The sequence below is a fragment of the Rathayibacter sp. AY1D1 genome, from assembly GCF_002932635.1.
Taxonomy (GTDB): Bacteria; Actinomycetota; Actinomycetes; order Actinomycetales; family Microbacteriaceae; genus Rathayibacter.
Window position 1 is genome coordinate 44,025 of sequence record NZ_PSVY01000021.1, and the last position, 16,643, is coordinate 60,667.

Genomic DNA, 16,643 nt, shown 5'->3' on the forward strand with positions numbered 1-16,643 from the left:
TTAATGCTGCGGATCCGCGCCGGAAACACCGGGGAAACGTCGAACCCCGACGATGAAGCCCTGTCCCCGGAGCCGGACGGTCCGTCATTGCCTTCGGGCCCGGCGGGGACCACAGTGGGTCCACGTCCCCGGCTCCGCACCGCCCGGCGGAGCACACCGGAGCCGGACAGGGACGCCCGAGCATGGAGGTACCGATGACCATCGTCCGCGCAGCGATCACCCAGACGACCTGGACCGGCGACAAGGAGTCGATGCTCGACAAGCACGAGCGGATGGCCCGGGACGCCGCAGCCGACGGCGCGCAGATCGTCTGCTTCCAGGAGCTGTTCTACGGCCCGTACTTCGGCATCACCCAGGACAAGAAGTACTACCGCTACGCCGAGCCCGCCGACGGGCCGATCGTGCAGCGCTTCGCGGCCCTCGCGAAGGAGCTGGGCGTGGTGATGATCCTCCCGATCTACGAGGAGGAGCAGACCGGCGTCTACTACAACACCGCGGTCGTGGTCGACGCCGACGGGACGATCCTCGGCAAGTACCGCAAGCACCACATCCCGCACCTGGACCGCTTCTGGGAGAAGTTCTACTTCCGGCCCGGGAACCTCGGCTACCCGGTCTTCGCCACCGCCGTCGGCAAGGTCGGCGTCCACATCTGCTACGACCGCCACTTCCCGGAGGGCTGGCGGGAGCTTGGCCTGAACGGCGCCCACCTCGTCTTCAACCCCAACGCCACCAAGCCCGGCCTGTCGAACCGCCTCTGGGAGGTCGAGGGCCCGGCGGCCGCGGTGGCGAACGGCTACTTCGTGCTGCAGCCCAACCGCGTCGGCCGGGAGGACAACGAGTACGGCGACCTCGCGGTCGACTTCTACGGCACCAGCCAGATCATCGATCCGCGCGGGGAGTTCGTCGGCGAGCGGGGCTCGGGCGAGGCCGAGGAGATCCTGATCCGCGACCTCGAGATGGACATGGTGCAGGAGATGCGCGACGACTGGCAGTTCTACCGGGACCGCCGGCCGGAGTCGTACACCAGCATCCCGAAGCCGTGACCGCAGACCGAGACGGGGAAGACCGATGAAGACCCTCATCACCGGCGGGACGGTCGTCAACGCGACCGGCACCGGAGCCGCTGACGTCCTGATCGACGGCGAGACCATCGCCGCCGTCCTCGCCCCCGGCTCCACGCTGCTGGGCTTCGATCTGGCGGCCCACGTCGACCGGGTGATCGACGCGCGCGGCAAGTACGTGATCCCGGGCGGGATCGACGCGCACACGCACATGGAGATGCCGTTCGGCGGCACCTCCGCCTCGGACACCTTCGAGACCGGCACGCGCGCCGCGGCCTGGGGCGGCACGACGTCGATCGTCGACTTCGTGGTGCAGTACCCGGGCGAGAGCGTCGTCGACCGGTTCCAGGCGTGGCAGGAGAAGGCGGCCGGCAACTGCGCGATCGACTACGGCTTCCACCAGATCCTCTCGGACGTGCAGGACTCCTCGCTCGTCGCGATGGACGAGCTGATGCGCGAGGGGGTGACCAGTTTCAAGCTGTTCATGGCCTACAAGGGCGTGTTCCTCTCGGACGACGGGCAGATCCTCCGGGCGTTCCAGAAGGGCGCGGAGAACGGCGCGATGATGATGATGCACGCCGAGAACGGCGCCCTCATCGACGAACTGGTGAAGCAGACCCTCGCCGCCGGGAACACCGCGCCGTACTTCCACGGCACCTCTCGACCCTGGCAGGCGGAGGAGGAGGCGACGCACCGGGCGATCATGATCGCCGACCTCACCGGCGCGCCGCTGTACGTGGTGCACGTCTCCGCGAAGCAGGCGGTGGAGCAGATCGCGCAGGCCCGCGACCGCGGCATGAACGTCTTCGGCGAGACCTGCCCGCAGTACCTCTACCTCTCGCTCGAGGAGCAGCTCGGCGCGCCGAGCTTCGAGGGCGCGAAGTGGGTGTGCTCCACGCCGCTGCGCTCGAAGGCGGAGGGGCATCAGCACCACATGTGGCAGTCGCTGCGCACCAACGACATCCAGATGGTCTCGACCGATCACTGCCCCTTCTGCATGAAGGGCCAGAAGGACATGGGGATCGGCGACTTCTCGAAGATCCCCAACGGCATCGGCTCGGTGGAGCACCGGATGGACCTGATGTACCAGGGCGTGGTGTCGGGGCAGATCTCCCTGCCGCGCTGGGTCGAGCTCACCTCGACCACCCCGGCGCGGATGTTCGGGATGTACGGGAGGAAGGGCGTCATCCAGCCCGGGGCCGACGGCGACGTCGTCGTCTACGACCCGAGCGGGCACACCTCGATCGGGATCGGCGAGGGCCGAAGCCACCACATGAACATGGACTACTCGGCCTGGGAGGGCTTCGAGATCGACGGCCACGTCGACACGGTGATCTCCCGCGGCAGGGTCGTCGTCGACGACGGCTCCTACGTCGGCACGAAGGGCGACGGGGCGTACATCCCGCGCGGTCTGAGCCAGTACCTGATCTGAGCCGGCACCCGATCCGAGCCAGCACCTGATCGAGCAGAAGGAACCCCATGGACTTCGGAGTCGTCCTCCAGACCAACCCGCCCGCCTCGCGCACCGTCGCGCTCGCCGTCCTCGCGGAGACGCACGGCTTCGACTACGCGTGGACCTTCGACTCGCACCTGCTCTGGCAGGAGCCCTACGTGATCTACTCGCAGATCCTCGAGAGGACGCACCGGATCACGGTCGGCCCGATGGTCACCAACCCCGCCACGCGCGACTGGACGGTCATCGCCTCGCTGCACGCGACGCTCAACGAGATGTACGGGAACCGCACGGTGTGCGGGATCGGACGCGGCGACTCGGCGGTGAGGGTGACCGGAGGAGCTCCGACGACGCTCAAGACGCTGCGGGAGTCGATCCACGTCATCCGCGAGCTCGCCAACAGCCGTCCGGTCGAGTACAACGGCCAGACGCTGCAGTTCCCGTGGAGTCGGGGCTCGTCCCTGGAGATGTGGGTGGCCGCCTACGGCCCGCTCGCCCTGAAGCTCGCGGGCGAGGTCGGCGACGGCTTCATCCTGCAGCTGGCCGACGTGGACATCGCGCGCTGGATGATCGGCGCCGTCAAGGAGGCGGCGGCGAACGCCGGCCGGGATCCCGGGTCGCTGCAGTTCTGCGTCGCGGCGCCGATGTACATCGGCACCGACCGGGAGCACATGCGCGACCAGTGCCGCTGGTTCGGCGGGATGGTCGGCAACCACGTGGCCGACATCGTGGGCCGCTACGGCGCCTCCGGAGCGGTGCCGCAGGCGCTGACGGACTACATCGCCGGGCGCGAGGGCTACGACTACAACGAGCACGGCCGCGCGGGCAACAGCCACACCGCCTTCGTGCCGGACGAGATCGTGGAGCGCTTCTGCGTGCTGGGCACGGCGGACGAGCACGTCGAGAAGCTCCGGGCGCTCGCCGACATCGGCGTGACGCAGTTCGCGGGCTACCTCCAGCACGACAACAAGGAGGAGACGCTGCGCGTGTACGGCGAGCGGATCATCCCGGAGCTGCGCGAGCACATCGTGGCCCGCGCATGAGACCGGCCCTCGCGCGCGGGCTCGTGCTCGGCGCCGCCGGGCTGCTCCTGCTCGCGCTGGTGTGGGAGGGCTGGAAGGCGCTCGGGCCCGAGGCCGGGGTGGTCGTCGGAGGAGTCACGGTGCTCCCGCGCACGAGCGCCATCGCGATGCCCCACCTCTGGGAGATCGCGGCCCGGCTCGGCGAGCCGGTCACCGGAGCGCGGAACGCCCCGGCGCTCTGGTCGGCCGTCGTGGGGGCGAGCGCCTTCTCGCTCGGGATCGCCGCGGTCGGCTGGGTCGTCGGCACGGTCGTGGGGCTGCTCCTGGCTCTCCTGATGCAGCGGTTCCGCACGGCGGAGTCGGCGGTGCTGCCCTGGATCGTGCTGAGCCAGACGGTGCCCCTGATCGCGATCGCGCCACTGGTGCGGCGCTGGGGGTCGCAGCTCGAGCTCGGACCGGTGACCTGGGAGAACTGGATGTCGGTGGCCCTGATCGCCTCCTACCTCGCGTTCTTCCCCGTCTCGATCGGGGCGCTCCGCGGGCTCGGCTCGCCGACGGCCCACCAGGTCGAGCTGATGCACGTCTACGGCGTCGGCTGGTGGAAGACGCTGGTGCGCCTGAGGCTGCCGGCGAGCGTGCCCTACCTGCTGCCGGCCCTCCGGCTCGGAGCGGTCAGCGCCGTCGTCGGCACGATCGTCGCCGAGGTCTCGATCGGCCTGCGCGGCGGGATCGGCCGCATGATCATCGAGTTCGCCTCCGCTGCCGGAGGCGACCCCGCCAAGCCCTGGGCGCCGATCCTCGGGGCGGTGCTGGTGGGCCTCGCGGCCGCCGGCTCCGTCGCTCTGCTCGGCACCCTCCTCCGTCCGTACCGCCGAGGGGAGCAGCCCGCATGAGCCCTGCAGGATCCGCGGTCGTCGTCGACTCCGTCACGAGGACCTTCACCACCGCCCGCGCCGCGAGCGTCACGGCGCTCCAGGACGTCTCGCTCGAGGTGGCCGCGGGGGAGTTCGTCTCGCTGATCGGCCCGTCCGGCTGCGGCAAGTCGACGCTGCTGCGGCTGATCGCCGACCTCGACGAGCCGGACTCCGGCTCGATCGCGGTGTTCGGCAAGACGGCCCGGCAGGCGAGGCTCGACCAGGACTACGGGATCGCGTTTCAGCAGGCGGGCCTCCTGCCGTGGCGCACGATCCGGGCGAACATCGCCCTGCCGCTGGAGCTGCACGGCGTCGCCGCGACCGCCCGGCGCTCGCGCGTCGACGAGCTGCTGGCACTGGTCGGGCTCGGCGACTTCGCCGACTCCTACCCGGACCAGCTCTCCGGCGGGATGCAGCAGCGCGTCGCCATCGCGCGGGCGCTCGCCGAGAGCCCGCGCCTGCTCCTCATGGACGAGCCGTTCGGGGCGCTCGACGAGATGACCCGCGAACGGATGCAGACGGAGCTGCTGCGGATCCGGCGCGAGACCGGCGCCGCCGTCGTCTTCGTCACCCACTCGATCCCGGAGGCGGTGTTCCTCTCGGACCGCGTCGTGGTGATGTCGCCGCGGCCGGGCAGGATCCGCGACGTCCTCCCGGTCGGACTCCCCGGAGCATCCGAGCGCGACGCGGCGGTCAGGGAGGACACGGCGTTCTTCCGCGACGTGAGCGCCGTGCGCGAGCTGCTGCACGGCGATCCCGCCGCCGTGCCGCGCGGAGTGGAGAACCGGTGAGCACGACCGCGCTGGCGCGCAGCGTGCTCGCGCCGCTCGTGCTCGGGATCGCCGCGGTCCTGCTCTGGCAGGCCGGGGTCACCGCTCTGGCGATCCAGCCGTTCGTGCTCCCGTCGCCGCTGGCGATCGGACAGGAGTTCGCCGCGAACCTCGGCTCCGTCGCCGAGGGCAGCGCGGTGACCGGCCGCAACGCGCTGGTCGGCCTGCTGGTCGGCGCGGTGCTGGCGGTCGTGGTCGCCGGGCTCTCGGCGCTCGCGCGGGTCTTCGACGGACTGGTCGCGCCGATCGTGGCCGCGGCCGCCGTCGTGCCGATCGTCGCCCTCGCTCCGGTGCTCTACACGATGTTCGGAGCGAACGCCGAGACCGCGAGGCAGCTCGTCGCGGCGCTCGCCGTGTTCGTGCCGGTGTACGTGACGACGCTGCGCGGGCTGCGGCAGGCCGCTCCGGTGCACCGCGACCTGCTGAAGGCCTACGCGGCGACCCCCTGGCAGACCGCCCGCACGATCACGCTGCCCGGAGCAGTGCCCTACGTCTTCACGGGGCTCCGCATCGCCTCTTCGCTCGCGGTGATCTCGGCGCTGGTCGCCGAGTACTTCGGCGGACCCGTGGGCGGGCTCGGCAAGTCGATCACCACGGCGGCCTCGGGCAGCGACTACGCGCTCGCCTACGCCTACGTCCTGGGCGCCGTGCTCGTCGGCCTCGCGTTCTACTGCGTGACGGCCGCGCTCGAGGCGTTCGCGCTGCGGCGCAGCCGGCTGCGCTGAGCGCGGCGCCGCGCGTCCCCGCACCCTCCTCGATCCTCCCGATTCCCGATTCCCGATTCCCGACTCCACCCGACGCACCATCCGCACCGCCCGCATCATCAGCGCCACCTGCACCACAGCACCACCTGCACCGCCGCACCACGGGGCGCGCCGCACCGGCGACCCCGCAGACCGCACCAGGAGGACCCGTGACCAGACGCACCCGCATCACCCTGACGACGACCGCCGCCTTCGCGGCCGTGGGCCTCGCGCTCACCGGCTGCAGCGCCTCCGGCGGCTCCGACCCGGGGTCGGCTTCCAGCTCCGGCGGCCTCGCGCCGGTCACCCTGCAGCTGCAGTGGGTGGCCCAGGCGCAGTTCGCCGGGTACTACGCCGCGCTCGACCAGGGCTACTACGAGGACGAGGGCCTCGACGTGACGATCGCCGAGGGAGGCGGCGACATCGTCCCCCAGGACGTGCTCGCCTCGGGCGACGCGGACTACGCGATCTCCTGGGTGCCCAAGGTCCTCGGCTCGATCGAGCAGGGGGCCGGGATCACCGACGTCGCGCAGATCTTCGAGCGCAGCGCCACCACGCAGATCTCCTTCAAGGACAAGGGGATCACCTCGCCCGCCGACCTCGCCGGGAAGAGCGTGGGCAGCTGGGGCTACGGCAACGAGTGGGAGCTGTTCGCCGGCATGCAGAAGGACGGCGTCTCCCTCGACGACATCTCGCTGGTGCAGCAGCAGTTCGACATGAACGGCTTCCTCGCGGGCGACATCGACGCGGCCCAGGCGATGACCTACAACGAGTACGCCCAGGTCCTGGAGACCGTGAATCCCGCCACAGGCGAGCTGTACCAGCCGGACGATCTGAACGTCATCAGCTGGAACGACGTGGGCACCGCGATGCTCCAGGACGCGATCTGGGCGGACGCGGGCAGGCTCGCCGACGACGACGCGTACGCCGAGCAGACGGTCGCCTTCATCAAGGCCTCGATCAAGGGCTGGATCTTCGCGAAGGACGATCCGCAGGCGGCGGCCGACATCGTCACCGCGGCCGGATCCACCCTCGGCACCAGCCACCAGCTCTGGATGACCAACGAGGTCAACAAGCTGATCTGGCCCTCGACGAGCGGCGTCGGGATGATCGACGAGGCCGCGTGGCAGCAGACGGTCGACATCGCGAAGGAGACGGAGAACGAGACGGGGGCGACGATCATCAGCGCGGACCCGCCCGCCACCGCCTACTCGAACGAGTACGTCGAGGAGGCGCTCGCGGAGCTCGCCGACGAGGGAGTGGACACGAGCGGTGCCGACTACGCGCCGATCGACGTGACGCTGGAGGCCGGCGGCGCCTGAGCCCGGACTCCGCCCCTCCCGGCTTCTCCCGGCCCCTCCGGCCCCGGAGGGGGCCGGGAGGGGTAGGCTGGACCCTTGTGACTACTTTCAAGAAGACGCCGTTCACCGTGAACGTGCGCGACCTCGTGAGGCGACCGGGCGAGATGCGCGAGCACCGCCTCGAGCTCGAGGCGCCGGAGCAGTTCGGCGAGGGGATCGTCGCGGTCCGCAAGGGATCGGCCGTCGATCTCGACGTCCGGCTCGAGTCCGTGCACGAGGGGATCCTGGCCAGTGTCGAGGTGTCGGCGAGGGCCGACGGCGAGTGCAGCCGGTGCCTGACCGACATCTCCCTGCCTGTCGATGTCGAGTTCCAGGAACTTTTCGCGTACTCTTCTGACGAAGCTTTCGACTATGAGGTTCACGACGACCACGTGGATCTTGAACCTCTGGTCAGGGATGCGGTGGTTCTGTCGCTGCCGTTCCAGCCGGTCTGCCGGCCGGACTGTCCGGGCCTCGACCCCGTCACGGGGGAGCGGCTGGCCGATTCCTCCACGCCCGAACCCGAGGCGCCGCGCGACTCCCGGTGGGCCGCGCTCGCAGGGTTGAGCGAGGGGGACGGCGGGGCCGCAGCGCCCGGAGCTTCCACCGACAGAGCTTCCGCAGACAGCGGTGAGGGCGCGACCGCCCTCACTGAATCCGACTAGAGGTAGAGAAGAGAGAATCATGGCTGTTCCCAAGAGGAAGAAGTCCCGCGCGAACACCCACGCCCGTCGTTCGCAGTGGAAGGCCGAGGTCCCCACCCTCGTCAAGACCATCGAGAACGGCAAGGTCGTCTACAGCCTTCCCCACCGCGCCAAGGTCGTCGAGGACTCCGCGGGCACCGCGCTGTTCCTCGAGTACAAGGGCCGCAAGGTCGCCGACGTCTGATCCCGCTCCTGGTCCGCACGGCGCGGGGCGCACCGCCCCTCGACGAACGGACCGCGGTCCATGGTGAACCAGACCTCCGCACGACCCTCCAGCGACGACCGGTCGCGTCTGGAGGCCACGCTCGGCGTGAGCCTCGACGGTGAGCTCTTCGAGCTCGCCCTGACGCACCGGTCGTTCGCTTTCGAGCACGGCGGCATCCCGCACAACGAGCGCCTCGAGTTCCTCGGCGACTCGATCCTCGGGCAGGCCGTGACCGTCATGCTCTACACCGAGTACCCCGCCCTCAGCGAGGGCGACCTGGCCAAGCGCCGGGCGAGCCTCGTCTCGACCGTCGCGCTCGCCGAGATCGCCCGCGGCATCGGCCTGGGCGAGTTCCTCCGCCTCGGACGCGGCGAGGAGCTGACCGGCGGCCGCGACAAGGCGTCGATCCTCGCCGACACCGTCGAGGCCATCATCGGCGCCGTCTACCTGGGCACCGGGCCCGACGCGGCCCGCGACCTGGTGCTGCGCCTGATCGCCCCTCTGCGGGCCGATCCGCTCCGCTTCGGCGTCTCGATGGACCCGAAGACGAGCCTCCAGGAGGCGGCCGCCGAGCGCGGTGCGCCGGCCCCGCGCTACGAGATCGCCGCCACCGGCCCCGACCACAACAAGGTGTTCGTCGCCACCGTGATCGTCGGCGGACTCGTCACCGCCCGCGGCGAGGGGACGAGCAAGAAGGCGGCCGAGATGGCCGCCGCGCTCGACGCGTGGACGCGTCTGGCGGCCCCCGGCGCACCCGCCGCTCCCGCGGTCTCGGACTGACCGTGCCCGAGCTGCCCGAGGTCGAGGTGGTGCGGGCGGGCCTCGCTCCCGCGGTCACCGGCTCCCTGGTGACCGGCGTCGAGATCGTCGACGAGCGCTCGCTGAAGCGGCACGTGCATCCGCACGGGACCTTCGAGCGCCTGCTCGTCGGGCGCACGCTGGAAGCGGCGGTGCGGCGAGGCAAGTTCCTCTGGCTGCCCGCCGGCCGCGACGAGGCGCTGCTGGTGCACCTCGGCATGAGCGGCCAGGTGCTGCTGCGCACGGCGGATGCGGCGCTGCCGCGGCTGGCGCGCATCCGGATCGGGATCGAGCACCCCGAGCACGGCGAGCTCGCCCTGCACTTCGTCGACCAGCGGATCTTCGGCTCGATGGCGGTCGACGCTCTGGTGCCGACCCCGGACGGAGCGCCGGGCGGCTACGCGGGCGTGGAGGCCCGCGGAGGCGGCTGGCTGCGCGCCGTGCCCTCGCAGGTCGCGCACATCGCCCGCGATCCGCTCGACCCCTCCTTCGACCTGGGCTCGGTCGTCGCGTCGCTGGCGAGGAGGAGCAGCGGGATCAAGCGGGCGCTGCTCGACCAGACGCTCGTGAGCGGCATCGGGAACATCTACGCGGACGAGTCGCTGTGGGCGGCGGAGCTGCACCCGGAGCGGCCGAGCTCGTCGCTCGGCGAGGCGCGCATCCGCCGCCTCTTCGCCGAGGTGCGCTCGGTGCTCGAACGGGCGCTGGCCGAGGGCGGCACCAGCTTCGATGCGCAGTACGTGAACGTGAACGGTGCCTCCGGCTACTTCTCGCACAGCCTGCACGCCTACGGGCAGACGGGGAAGCCGTGCGCCCGGTGCGGCGCGGCGATCGAGCGGGTGCCGTTCATGAACCGCTCCTCGCACCTCTGCCCGCACTGCCAGCAGCTGCCGCGCTGACGCGCCGGGAGGCGCCGCCTCAGGCGGCGGCGTCGGCGGGCGCCGGAGCGTACCGGGAGTGGACGACGAGCTCGCCCAGCAGCGTCGCGACGAGCGTGATGACCGCGGCGATCGCCAGGCCGAGCCAGAGTCCGACCAGCAGGGCGAGCGCGCCGACTCCGGCACCCGCGGCGATCAGGACGATCGCCGCCGCGCGGCGGAACCACGGCTGACCGGAACCACCCGCCAGGCGGGAGTCCGCAGCGAGGCCCGTGATCGTCGAGGTGACGACGACCGTCGTGACGTCCTTGACGGCGAGGTGGCGGGCGGTCGCGGCCTGGAGGCCCATCGCCCCGCCCAGCACGCCGGTGACGGTGAAGGCGAGCGGCTCGGGGTGCTCAGGCACGACCGCGAGCACGATCGCCAGGACGCCGAGCAGGATGCCGACCACCGCGAAGAGCCAGGTCGAGCGCGAGGTCCAGCCCTTCTTCACCGGGCGGAGCACCCGGCCGCCGATCACGGCGCCGATCATGAAGGCGCCCAGCGCGATCAGGGGGCCGACCACGGGCAGGTCGGCCGCGCCGGAGAGGGCCATGCCGAGGATGACGACGTTGCCGGTCATGTTGCCGGCGAAGACGCGGTCGAGCCCGAGGTACCCGACGGCGTCGATGATGCCGGTCGAGAAGGTGAGGGCGAGCATCAGGCCGAGGGTCGCGCCCTCGGAGCGGGTGCGCAGGCGTCGGAACACGGGAGTCCTGTCGTCGGGGGCGGGTCTGGAGAATCGTGGCACACGCGTGCACATGCTCGAAACACGGCGCGGTTAGGGTCGGACGGCGCGGACGGGCCGCGCGGGAGGCGGACGTGCATGCGGTGGACGGAGTGGGCGGTGCAGCCCGGTGAGGGAGTGCCGCCGGGGGTGGACTACCTGCCGGCCGAGCCCGGTTCGGTGCTGTGGGGGCGCCTGCCGTGCGCGGCGGACGCCCCCGTGCTCACCGTCGACTCGGGGGCCGAGGTCGTCATCGACACGCTCAGCCACGAGGGCGTGCTGGAGGACCAGGGCCGCGATCCGGTCGCCTTCTTCGGGCGCCACGGAGTCGCTCCGGAGGGGGTGCTGCGCGACGCGGTCGCGCTCGCCGCGGACGGGCCGTTCCGCGACGGCGAGACGGACGGGCCGCACGTGGTCACGGGGCCGATCGCCGTCCGGGGAGCGCTGCCGGGGGACCTGCTCCGGATGACCCTCCTCGAGGCCGAGCCGCGCGTGCCGTACGGAGTCGTCTCGAACCGGCACGGCCGCGGCGCGCTGCCGGGCGAGTACCCGCTGCAGGAGGGGCCGTTCAGCGTCTTCGCGCGCGTCGACGAGGACGCGCAGGGCGGTCTCCGCGGCGTGATCCCGCTGGTGCCGGGAGGAGAGCGGGCCGCCCGGTTCCCGCTCCGGCCGTTCCTCGGGATCATGGGCGTCGCCGTCGCAGGGGAGGAGCGCCCGCACTCCGTGCCGCCCGGTGCGCACGGGGGCAACATCGACATCGCACTGCTGACCGCCGGAACCAGCCTCTACCTTCCCGTGCAGGTCCCGGGCGCGCTCGCGTACGTCGGGGATCCCCACTTCGCGCAGGGCGACGGCGAGGTGGCGCTGACGGCGATGGAGGCGAGCCTGCGCGTCCGGGTGCGCCTGGAGGTTGTCCCGCGCGCCGAGGCGCTCGCGGCGTTCGGGGAGCTGCTCGGGCCGATGGGGGAGACCGGCGAGTTCCTCGTGCCCACCGGGATGGACGAGGACCTGGACGTCGCCGTGCAGAAGTGCGTCCGCGCGGCCATCGCGCTGCTGGCGGCCCGCTACGGGATGGACCCGGCTCACGCCTACGCCTACCTCAGCGCGGCGACCGACTTCGACATCTCGCAGGTCGTCGACCTGGTGAAGGGCGTGCACGCCCGCGTCCGGACGGCCGACTTCGATGACTGACCCGCGGGTGACGACGCTCGAGGGTGACCTGCCGGACGGGCTGGTGGACGCGGTTCTGGCGTACGAGGCGGCGCTCGGGGCTGACGACGTCGCGGCGCTCGCCGACGCGTTCGTGGACGCGCCGACGACGCTCCGGGGCGACGCCTCCGGACTGCTCGTCGGCCACGCGGTCATCACCGGCTTCCGGGGTCGTCGCGGCGGGGCGCCGGTGCGGGAGCTGGTCGAGCTGCACGTGCGGGCGGTCGATGCGGACACGGCGCTCGTGGTCAGCGTGAACGCTCCGGCCCGTGGCGGGCGCGGGCTCGTCACGCAGCTGTGGTCGCGCGAGGGCGGGACCTGGAGGGTGCGCGCCGCGCAGGTGCAGGCGCCCTCGCCCGCGCTGGACCCCCGTGTCTGGCGGGCCGTCGGCGCGCCGCTCGTGCCGGCCGCCGGCTCCGGGACCCTCGACGGACTGGACGTCGCGGTCAAGGACCTCTTCGCGATCGAGGGCCAGCGGATCGGCGCGGGAGTGCCGGCCCGCCTCGCTTCCGCGCCGATCGAGGCGGCGACCGCTCCGGCCGTCGCGCAGCTGCTCGCAGCGGGAGCGTCGGTGCGCGGGATCGCTCAGACCGATGAGTTCGCGTACAGCATCGCCGGCCGGAACTCCGGCTACGGGACGCCGCCCAATCCGGCCGCGCCCGGAGCGATCCCGGGCGGATCGTCGAGCGGACCGGCGACCGCCGTGTCGCTCGGGCAGGCAGCCGTCGGGCTGGCGACCGACACCGCGGGATCGATCCGGGTACCCGCCTCCTACCAGGGCCTGTGGGGGCTGAGGACGACCCACGGTGCAGTGCCCGTCGAGGGGCTGCTGCCGCTGGCGCCGAGCTTCGACACCGTCGGGTGGCTGACGCGGGACCTCGGCACGCTGAGGCGGGTGGCCGAGGTCTGCCTGCCGTCCGGCCCGCCGGTGCGGAGTCTCGCGGTGGCGCCGGCACTGCTGGGCGGAGTGGACGCGGCCGTCCGGGCGGCGTTCGGATCGGCCGTCGGGAGGATGAGCACCGAGGAGGTCGAGCTGCCCCCCGTGGCGGAGATGCTCGAGGCGTTCCGGCTCGTGCAGGCGGCGGAGGCGTGGCGGTCGAGCGGCTCGTGGGTCGCGGCGCATCCGGGAGTGCTGGCGGCGGACGTCCAGGCGCGCTTCGACGCGGCCTCGCTCGTCGACGAGCAGGAGGAGACGGCCGCGCGGGCGCGGGTCGCGGGGTTCCGGGAGGCGCTCGACCGTGCGCTCGAGGGGCGGGTGCTCCTCCTGCCGTCGACGTCGTCGGTGGCGCCGGCCCTCGATGCGTCGGCCGAGGCGATCGACGCGGCGCGGACGGCGACGCTCGGCCTGACCTGTGTCGCCGGGATCGGCGGGTATCCGGCGCTGTCGGTGCCGCGGTCGAGTGTCGGCGGCGCTCCGGTGGGGCTCTGCCTGGTGGGACCGCGGGGGTCGGATCTCGCACTGTTGGAGCTGGCCGGCACGCTCTGAGAGGGCCCACGCCCGGAGCTCGTTCTCTCCCTCGTCGTGAATCGAGGCGGAAGCCGTGACCCGCTCTCCCGCTCGGCGCCTCTCCCTCTCCCTCTCCCTCTCCCTCTCCCTTTCTCTTTCTCTCTCGCTCCGTCCCTCCGTCGCTCCGTCCCTCGTCGTGGATCCGAGGCGGAAGCTGCGCCGTCGCGCCCGAGTCGCTGCGGTGATCGCTGTCCTCGGGTGCGATCTCAGCGGTGAGCACGGGCGCCGAGCCCGGAGGGTGGAACGGGCCCGGGTGCAGCGAGTGCGGGCTCGGTGGACCGGTTCGTCGGCGGGCGCGTCGGACGACCGGCTTCCACGGCTCGGCCATCGGCTGAGACAGGCCGCCGGCTCGGACCCGCGCGGCGCGAGCACGCCTGCTGGAGCACGCCCGCAGGAGCACGCCCGCTGGAGCACGCCTGCAGGAGCGCGGCTCCTTCCGCCGTCAGAACGGGGGCGGCGCATCGCTGAAGCTCGGCCTGCGCTGCGGCGGGGCTGGCGGCGCGGGCGGATCGGGTGGACGGGTGACCACGCGGCGGCCCGTGGGGGTGGTCCAGTCGGCCGATCCGTCGGGGTGGAGCGTGTAGGTCCAGCGGTCGCCGTGGCGGACGTGGTGGTGGGCGACGCAGAGCGACGCCAGGTTGTCGAGGGCGGTGGCGCCTCCGTGACGCCACTCGAGCGTGTGGTCGGCCTCGGCGGTCGCCGCGGGCCGGGTGCAGCCGGGGAAGCGGCATGTCCGGTCGCGCAGCTGGAGGGCGAGGCGCATCCGCGGGGGAGGGAGGCGGTGCGTGCGTCCGACGGAGACCACGGCGCCCGTGCTCGGATGGGTGAGCACCGGGGTGACGGCCGAGTCGGCTCCGAGGAGCTCGCGCGCGACGCCGGCCGGGATGAGGCCGTAGCCGTCCAGTTCCGCGGGGGTCTCGTCCTGCCCGGCCGCGGTGCTCGCGGCGAGGGTCAGACGCACCTCGGCCCGGATGCCGCGAGCGGACGTGCGCGGACGCTCGTCGCCCGGCGCCGTGCCGGACACGTCGCCGTCGCAGAGCAGGTCGACCAGGGCGTCGGCCCGCAGCTGCGCGAGCGTGCGCTCCTCCGCTGCACCGCTCCCGTCGCGGAGGGTGCGGGCGATCCGGTCGAGCCGCGCGAGCGCACCGAAAGCGGCCGGAGCGGGGAGGGTCGCGCAGAGCGTGGCCATGCCGTCCTGCTCGGGCGAGACCCGGACCGACCGGTCCTCCCGAGCGCGGGCGTGCCGGTCGGCCAGAGGACTCTCGTGGAGTTCGTCCCGCAGCCGGGCGAGGCGTCGCCGCAGCTGGGTCGGCGTCATCGAGGCGGCCAGTCCCGCGGCGCGCTCGTCGAACTCCGGGAGGGTGGCCGGCGGCAGGGTGGCCGCGACTCCGCAGATGATCTGCCCCGCCTCCCAGCGCAACCGCGCCTCGGCCAGCGCGGCGCGCGTGCAGGGCAGGTGGTCGACCAGCAGGCGGGCGTGCTCGAGCTCGCGCGCGGCCACACGCTCGGACACGGCGAGTGCGACGGCGAGCTCGGCCCGGACGGAGCGCTCCACGAGGTCGCGCGACTCGGCGGGAGACCCGCCGCGCGCGAACGCCTCCGGGCGACGCAGAGCAGCCGTGTACGCCTCGTGCAGCGCCTCGGCGGAGGCGAGGTGGAGCGGAGCCGCCGAGCGGGCGAGCAGCGCCGCGCGGTCGCCGAGGGCGCGGACCTCCTCGAGTCCCTGCCGCATCCCATCCGCCATACCCGTATTGAACCAGAGACCACCGACACGCGGGCCGCAGGTGCGTCCGATCGGGAGGACCCGCTTCCGGAGGACGCCTGTGGAGGAGCTTCTGTCGAGAATCTCGACCCCCCACACCGCGAAACACCGGCGAAACGTCCGTCGCATAGGCTCTGCGGGTGAAACGACTGTTTCTCTCCCGCTCGTGAAGAGGTGGCCCATGACCGCGCCCGCACCGTTCCTCCCCGTCGATCCGCCGCCGCGCCTGCTGATGGGGCCGGGCCCGATCAACGCGGATCCGCGCGTCCTGCGTGCGATGTCGGCGCAGCTGGTCGGGCAGTACGACCCGTTCATGACGGCGACGATGACGGAGACGCAGGAGCTGTACCGGCAGGTGTTCCGCACCCGCAACGAGAAGACGATGCTCGTCGACGGCACGAGCCGTGCGGGCATCGAGGCGGCGCTGGTCTCGATGCTGGAGCCGGGCGACCGCGTGCTCGTGCCGGTCTTCGGGCGGTTCGGGCACCTCCTCCGGGAGATCGCGGAGCGCTGCGGCGCGGAGGTGCACGTGATCGAGGCCGAGTGGGGGCAGGTCTTCCCCGTCTCGGCGATCGCCGAGGCCCTGGCCCGGGTGAAGCCGAAGATGCTGGCCGTGGTCCACGGCGACACGTCGACCACCATGGCGCAGCCGCTGGAGGAGCTCGGCGCCCTCTGCGAGAAGCACGGCGCCCTCTTCTACACCGACGTCACCGCCTCCCTCGCGGGCAACGCCTTCGCGACCGACGAGCTCGGGCTCGACGCGGTCACCGCGGGGCTCCAGAAGTGCCTGGGCGGCCCGTCCGGATCGGCTCCCGTCACCTTCTCGGAGAAGGCCGTCGCGGTGATCGAGTCGCGCAGGAGCATCGAGGCGGGGATCCGCGACGAGGGCGACACTGTCAGCGCCCGCCGCGTCCGCTCCAACTACTTCGACCTCGGCATGATCTTCGACTACTGGGGGCCGCGCCGACTCAACCACCACACCGAGGCGACCACGATGCTCTACGGCGCGCGCGAGTGCGCCCGCATCGTCGTCGAGGAGGGCCTGGACGAGACGGTCGCCCGCCACGCGCTGCACGGGTCGGCGATGCTCGCCGGAGTCCGCGGCCTCGACCTCGAGGTGTTCGGCGACGTCGGCCACAAGATGACGAACGTCGTCGCGGTGCGCATCCCGCAGGGCGTGAACGGGGACGCGGTGCGCGGGGAGATGCTCGCCGACTTCGGCATCGAGATCGGCACGTCCTTCGGGCCGCTGCACGGGAAGGTCTGGCGCATCGGCACGATGGGCTACAACGCCCGGACGGACGCGGTGCTGACCACTTTGTCGGCGCTGGAGGCGGTGCTGCGCCGCGCGGGCGCCTCCGTGCCGGTGGGCGGCGGAGTCGCGGGGGCCTACGAGGTCTACGGGGCGGCACGCGCATGACCGGCACCACCACGGACCCCGCCACCACGAC

16 protein-coding genes are annotated in these 16,643 nt (G+C 72.4%); 14 read left to right on the forward strand and 2 right to left on the reverse strand.

All coding sequences use genetic code 11. The features are described from left to right. The first annotated feature begins 194 nt into the window (after positions 1–194). The 11 genes from C5C56_RS12880 to mutM all read left to right on the forward strand — a co-directional run bounded on the left by C5C56_RS12880 (position 195) and on the right by mutM (position 9,969). Entirely contained in the window at positions 195–1,043 is an 849-nt protein-coding gene (locus tag C5C56_RS12880) for a nitrilase-related carbon-nitrogen hydrolase (protein WP_104288498.1), read from the forward strand. Positions 1,044–1,068: 25 nt separating this feature from the next. Beyond that, entirely contained in the window at positions 1,069–2,493 is a 1,425-nt protein-coding gene (gene hydA, locus C5C56_RS12885) for a dihydropyrimidinase (protein ID WP_104319735.1), read from the forward strand. Positions 2,494–2,540: 47 nt separating this feature from the next. Continuing rightward, positions 2,541–3,557: a TIGR03842 family LLM class F420-dependent oxidoreductase gene (locus C5C56_RS12890; RefSeq protein WP_104319736.1), complete on the forward strand. Its 1,017-nt coding sequence runs from the start codon at positions 2,541–2,543 to the stop codon at positions 3,555–3,557. After that, on the forward strand, positions 3,554–4,429 hold the full coding sequence (locus C5C56_RS12895) for an ABC transporter permease (protein ID WP_104226662.1): 876 nt from the start codon (positions 3,554–3,556) through the stop codon (positions 4,427–4,429). The genes C5C56_RS12890 and C5C56_RS12895 overlap by 4 nt, the downstream gene beginning before the upstream one ends. Continuing rightward, a complete protein-coding gene (locus C5C56_RS12900) occupies positions 4,426–5,241 on the forward strand; it encodes an ABC transporter ATP-binding protein (RefSeq protein ID WP_104226661.1) in 816 nt (271 codons plus the stop codon). The genes C5C56_RS12895 and C5C56_RS12900 overlap by 4 nt, the downstream gene beginning before the upstream one ends. Then, positions 5,238–6,005, forward strand: a complete 768-nt coding sequence (locus C5C56_RS12905; RefSeq protein ID WP_104226660.1) for an ABC transporter permease — start codon at positions 5,238–5,240, stop codon at positions 6,003–6,005. The genes C5C56_RS12900 and C5C56_RS12905 overlap by 4 nt, the downstream gene beginning before the upstream one ends. Positions 6,006–6,193: 188 nt before the next feature. Further along, positions 6,194–7,345, forward strand: coding sequence for an ABC transporter substrate-binding protein (locus tag C5C56_RS12910; protein ID WP_258063325.1), 1,152 nt, complete (start codon positions 6,194–6,196; stop codon positions 7,343–7,345). A gap of 143 nt (positions 7,346–7,488) precedes the next feature. Then, positions 7,489–8,028, forward strand: a complete 540-nt coding sequence (locus tag C5C56_RS12915; protein ID WP_104263018.1) for a DUF177 domain-containing protein — start codon at positions 7,489–7,491, stop codon at positions 8,026–8,028. Positions 8,029–8,047: 19 nt separating this feature from the next. Then, positions 8,048–8,251, forward strand: coding sequence for a 50S ribosomal protein L32 (rpmF, locus tag C5C56_RS12920; protein WP_104223482.1), 204 nt, complete (start codon positions 8,048–8,050; stop codon positions 8,249–8,251). 60 nt (positions 8,252–8,311) lie between these two features. Beyond that, entirely contained in the window at positions 8,312–9,052 is a 741-nt protein-coding gene (gene rnc, locus C5C56_RS12925) for a ribonuclease III (RefSeq protein WP_104250952.1), read from the forward strand. Positions 9,053–9,054: 2 nt separating this feature from the next. Continuing rightward, entirely contained in the window at positions 9,055–9,969 is a 915-nt protein-coding gene (mutM, locus tag C5C56_RS12930) for a bifunctional DNA-formamidopyrimidine glycosylase/DNA-(apurinic or apyrimidinic site) lyase (protein WP_104319740.1), read from the forward strand. A 19-nt stretch (positions 9,970–9,988) separates the two neighbouring features. Here mutM and C5C56_RS12935 read toward each other — a convergent pair whose 3' ends face one another. After that, complete coding sequence (locus C5C56_RS12935; RefSeq protein ID WP_308470741.1) at positions 9,989–10,696, reverse strand: YoaK family protein; 708 nt, start codon at positions 10,694–10,696, stop codon at positions 9,989–9,991. 117 nt (positions 10,697–10,813) lie between these two features. Between C5C56_RS12935 and C5C56_RS12940 the strand changes: the two genes are divergently transcribed. Next, positions 10,814–11,905 carry an acetamidase/formamidase family protein gene (locus C5C56_RS12940; protein ID WP_104226656.1) on the forward strand — a complete coding sequence of 364 codons (1,092 nt, stop codon included), beginning with the start codon at positions 10,814–10,816 and terminating at the stop codon, positions 11,903–11,905. Further along, positions 11,898–13,409 carry an AtzH-like domain-containing protein gene (locus tag C5C56_RS12945; protein ID WP_104319737.1) on the forward strand — a complete coding sequence of 504 codons (1,512 nt, stop codon included), beginning with the start codon at positions 11,898–11,900 and terminating at the stop codon, positions 13,407–13,409. Before C5C56_RS12940 ends, C5C56_RS12945 begins: the two co-directional genes overlap by 8 nt. Positions 13,410–13,872: 463 nt before the next feature. Here C5C56_RS12945 and C5C56_RS12950 read toward each other — a convergent pair whose 3' ends face one another. Further along, positions 13,873–15,174: an HNH endonuclease signature motif containing protein gene (locus tag C5C56_RS12950; protein ID WP_181137605.1), complete on the reverse strand. Its 1,302-nt coding sequence runs from the start codon at positions 15,172–15,174 to the stop codon at positions 13,873–13,875. Positions 15,175–15,373: 199 nt separating this feature from the next. Between C5C56_RS12950 and C5C56_RS12955 the strand changes: the two genes are divergently transcribed. Continuing rightward, on the forward strand, positions 15,374–16,612 hold the full coding sequence (locus tag C5C56_RS12955; RefSeq protein WP_258065676.1) for an alanine--glyoxylate aminotransferase family protein: 1,239 nt from the start codon (positions 15,374–15,376) through the stop codon (positions 16,610–16,612). Positions 16,613–16,643 lie beyond the last annotated feature (31 nt).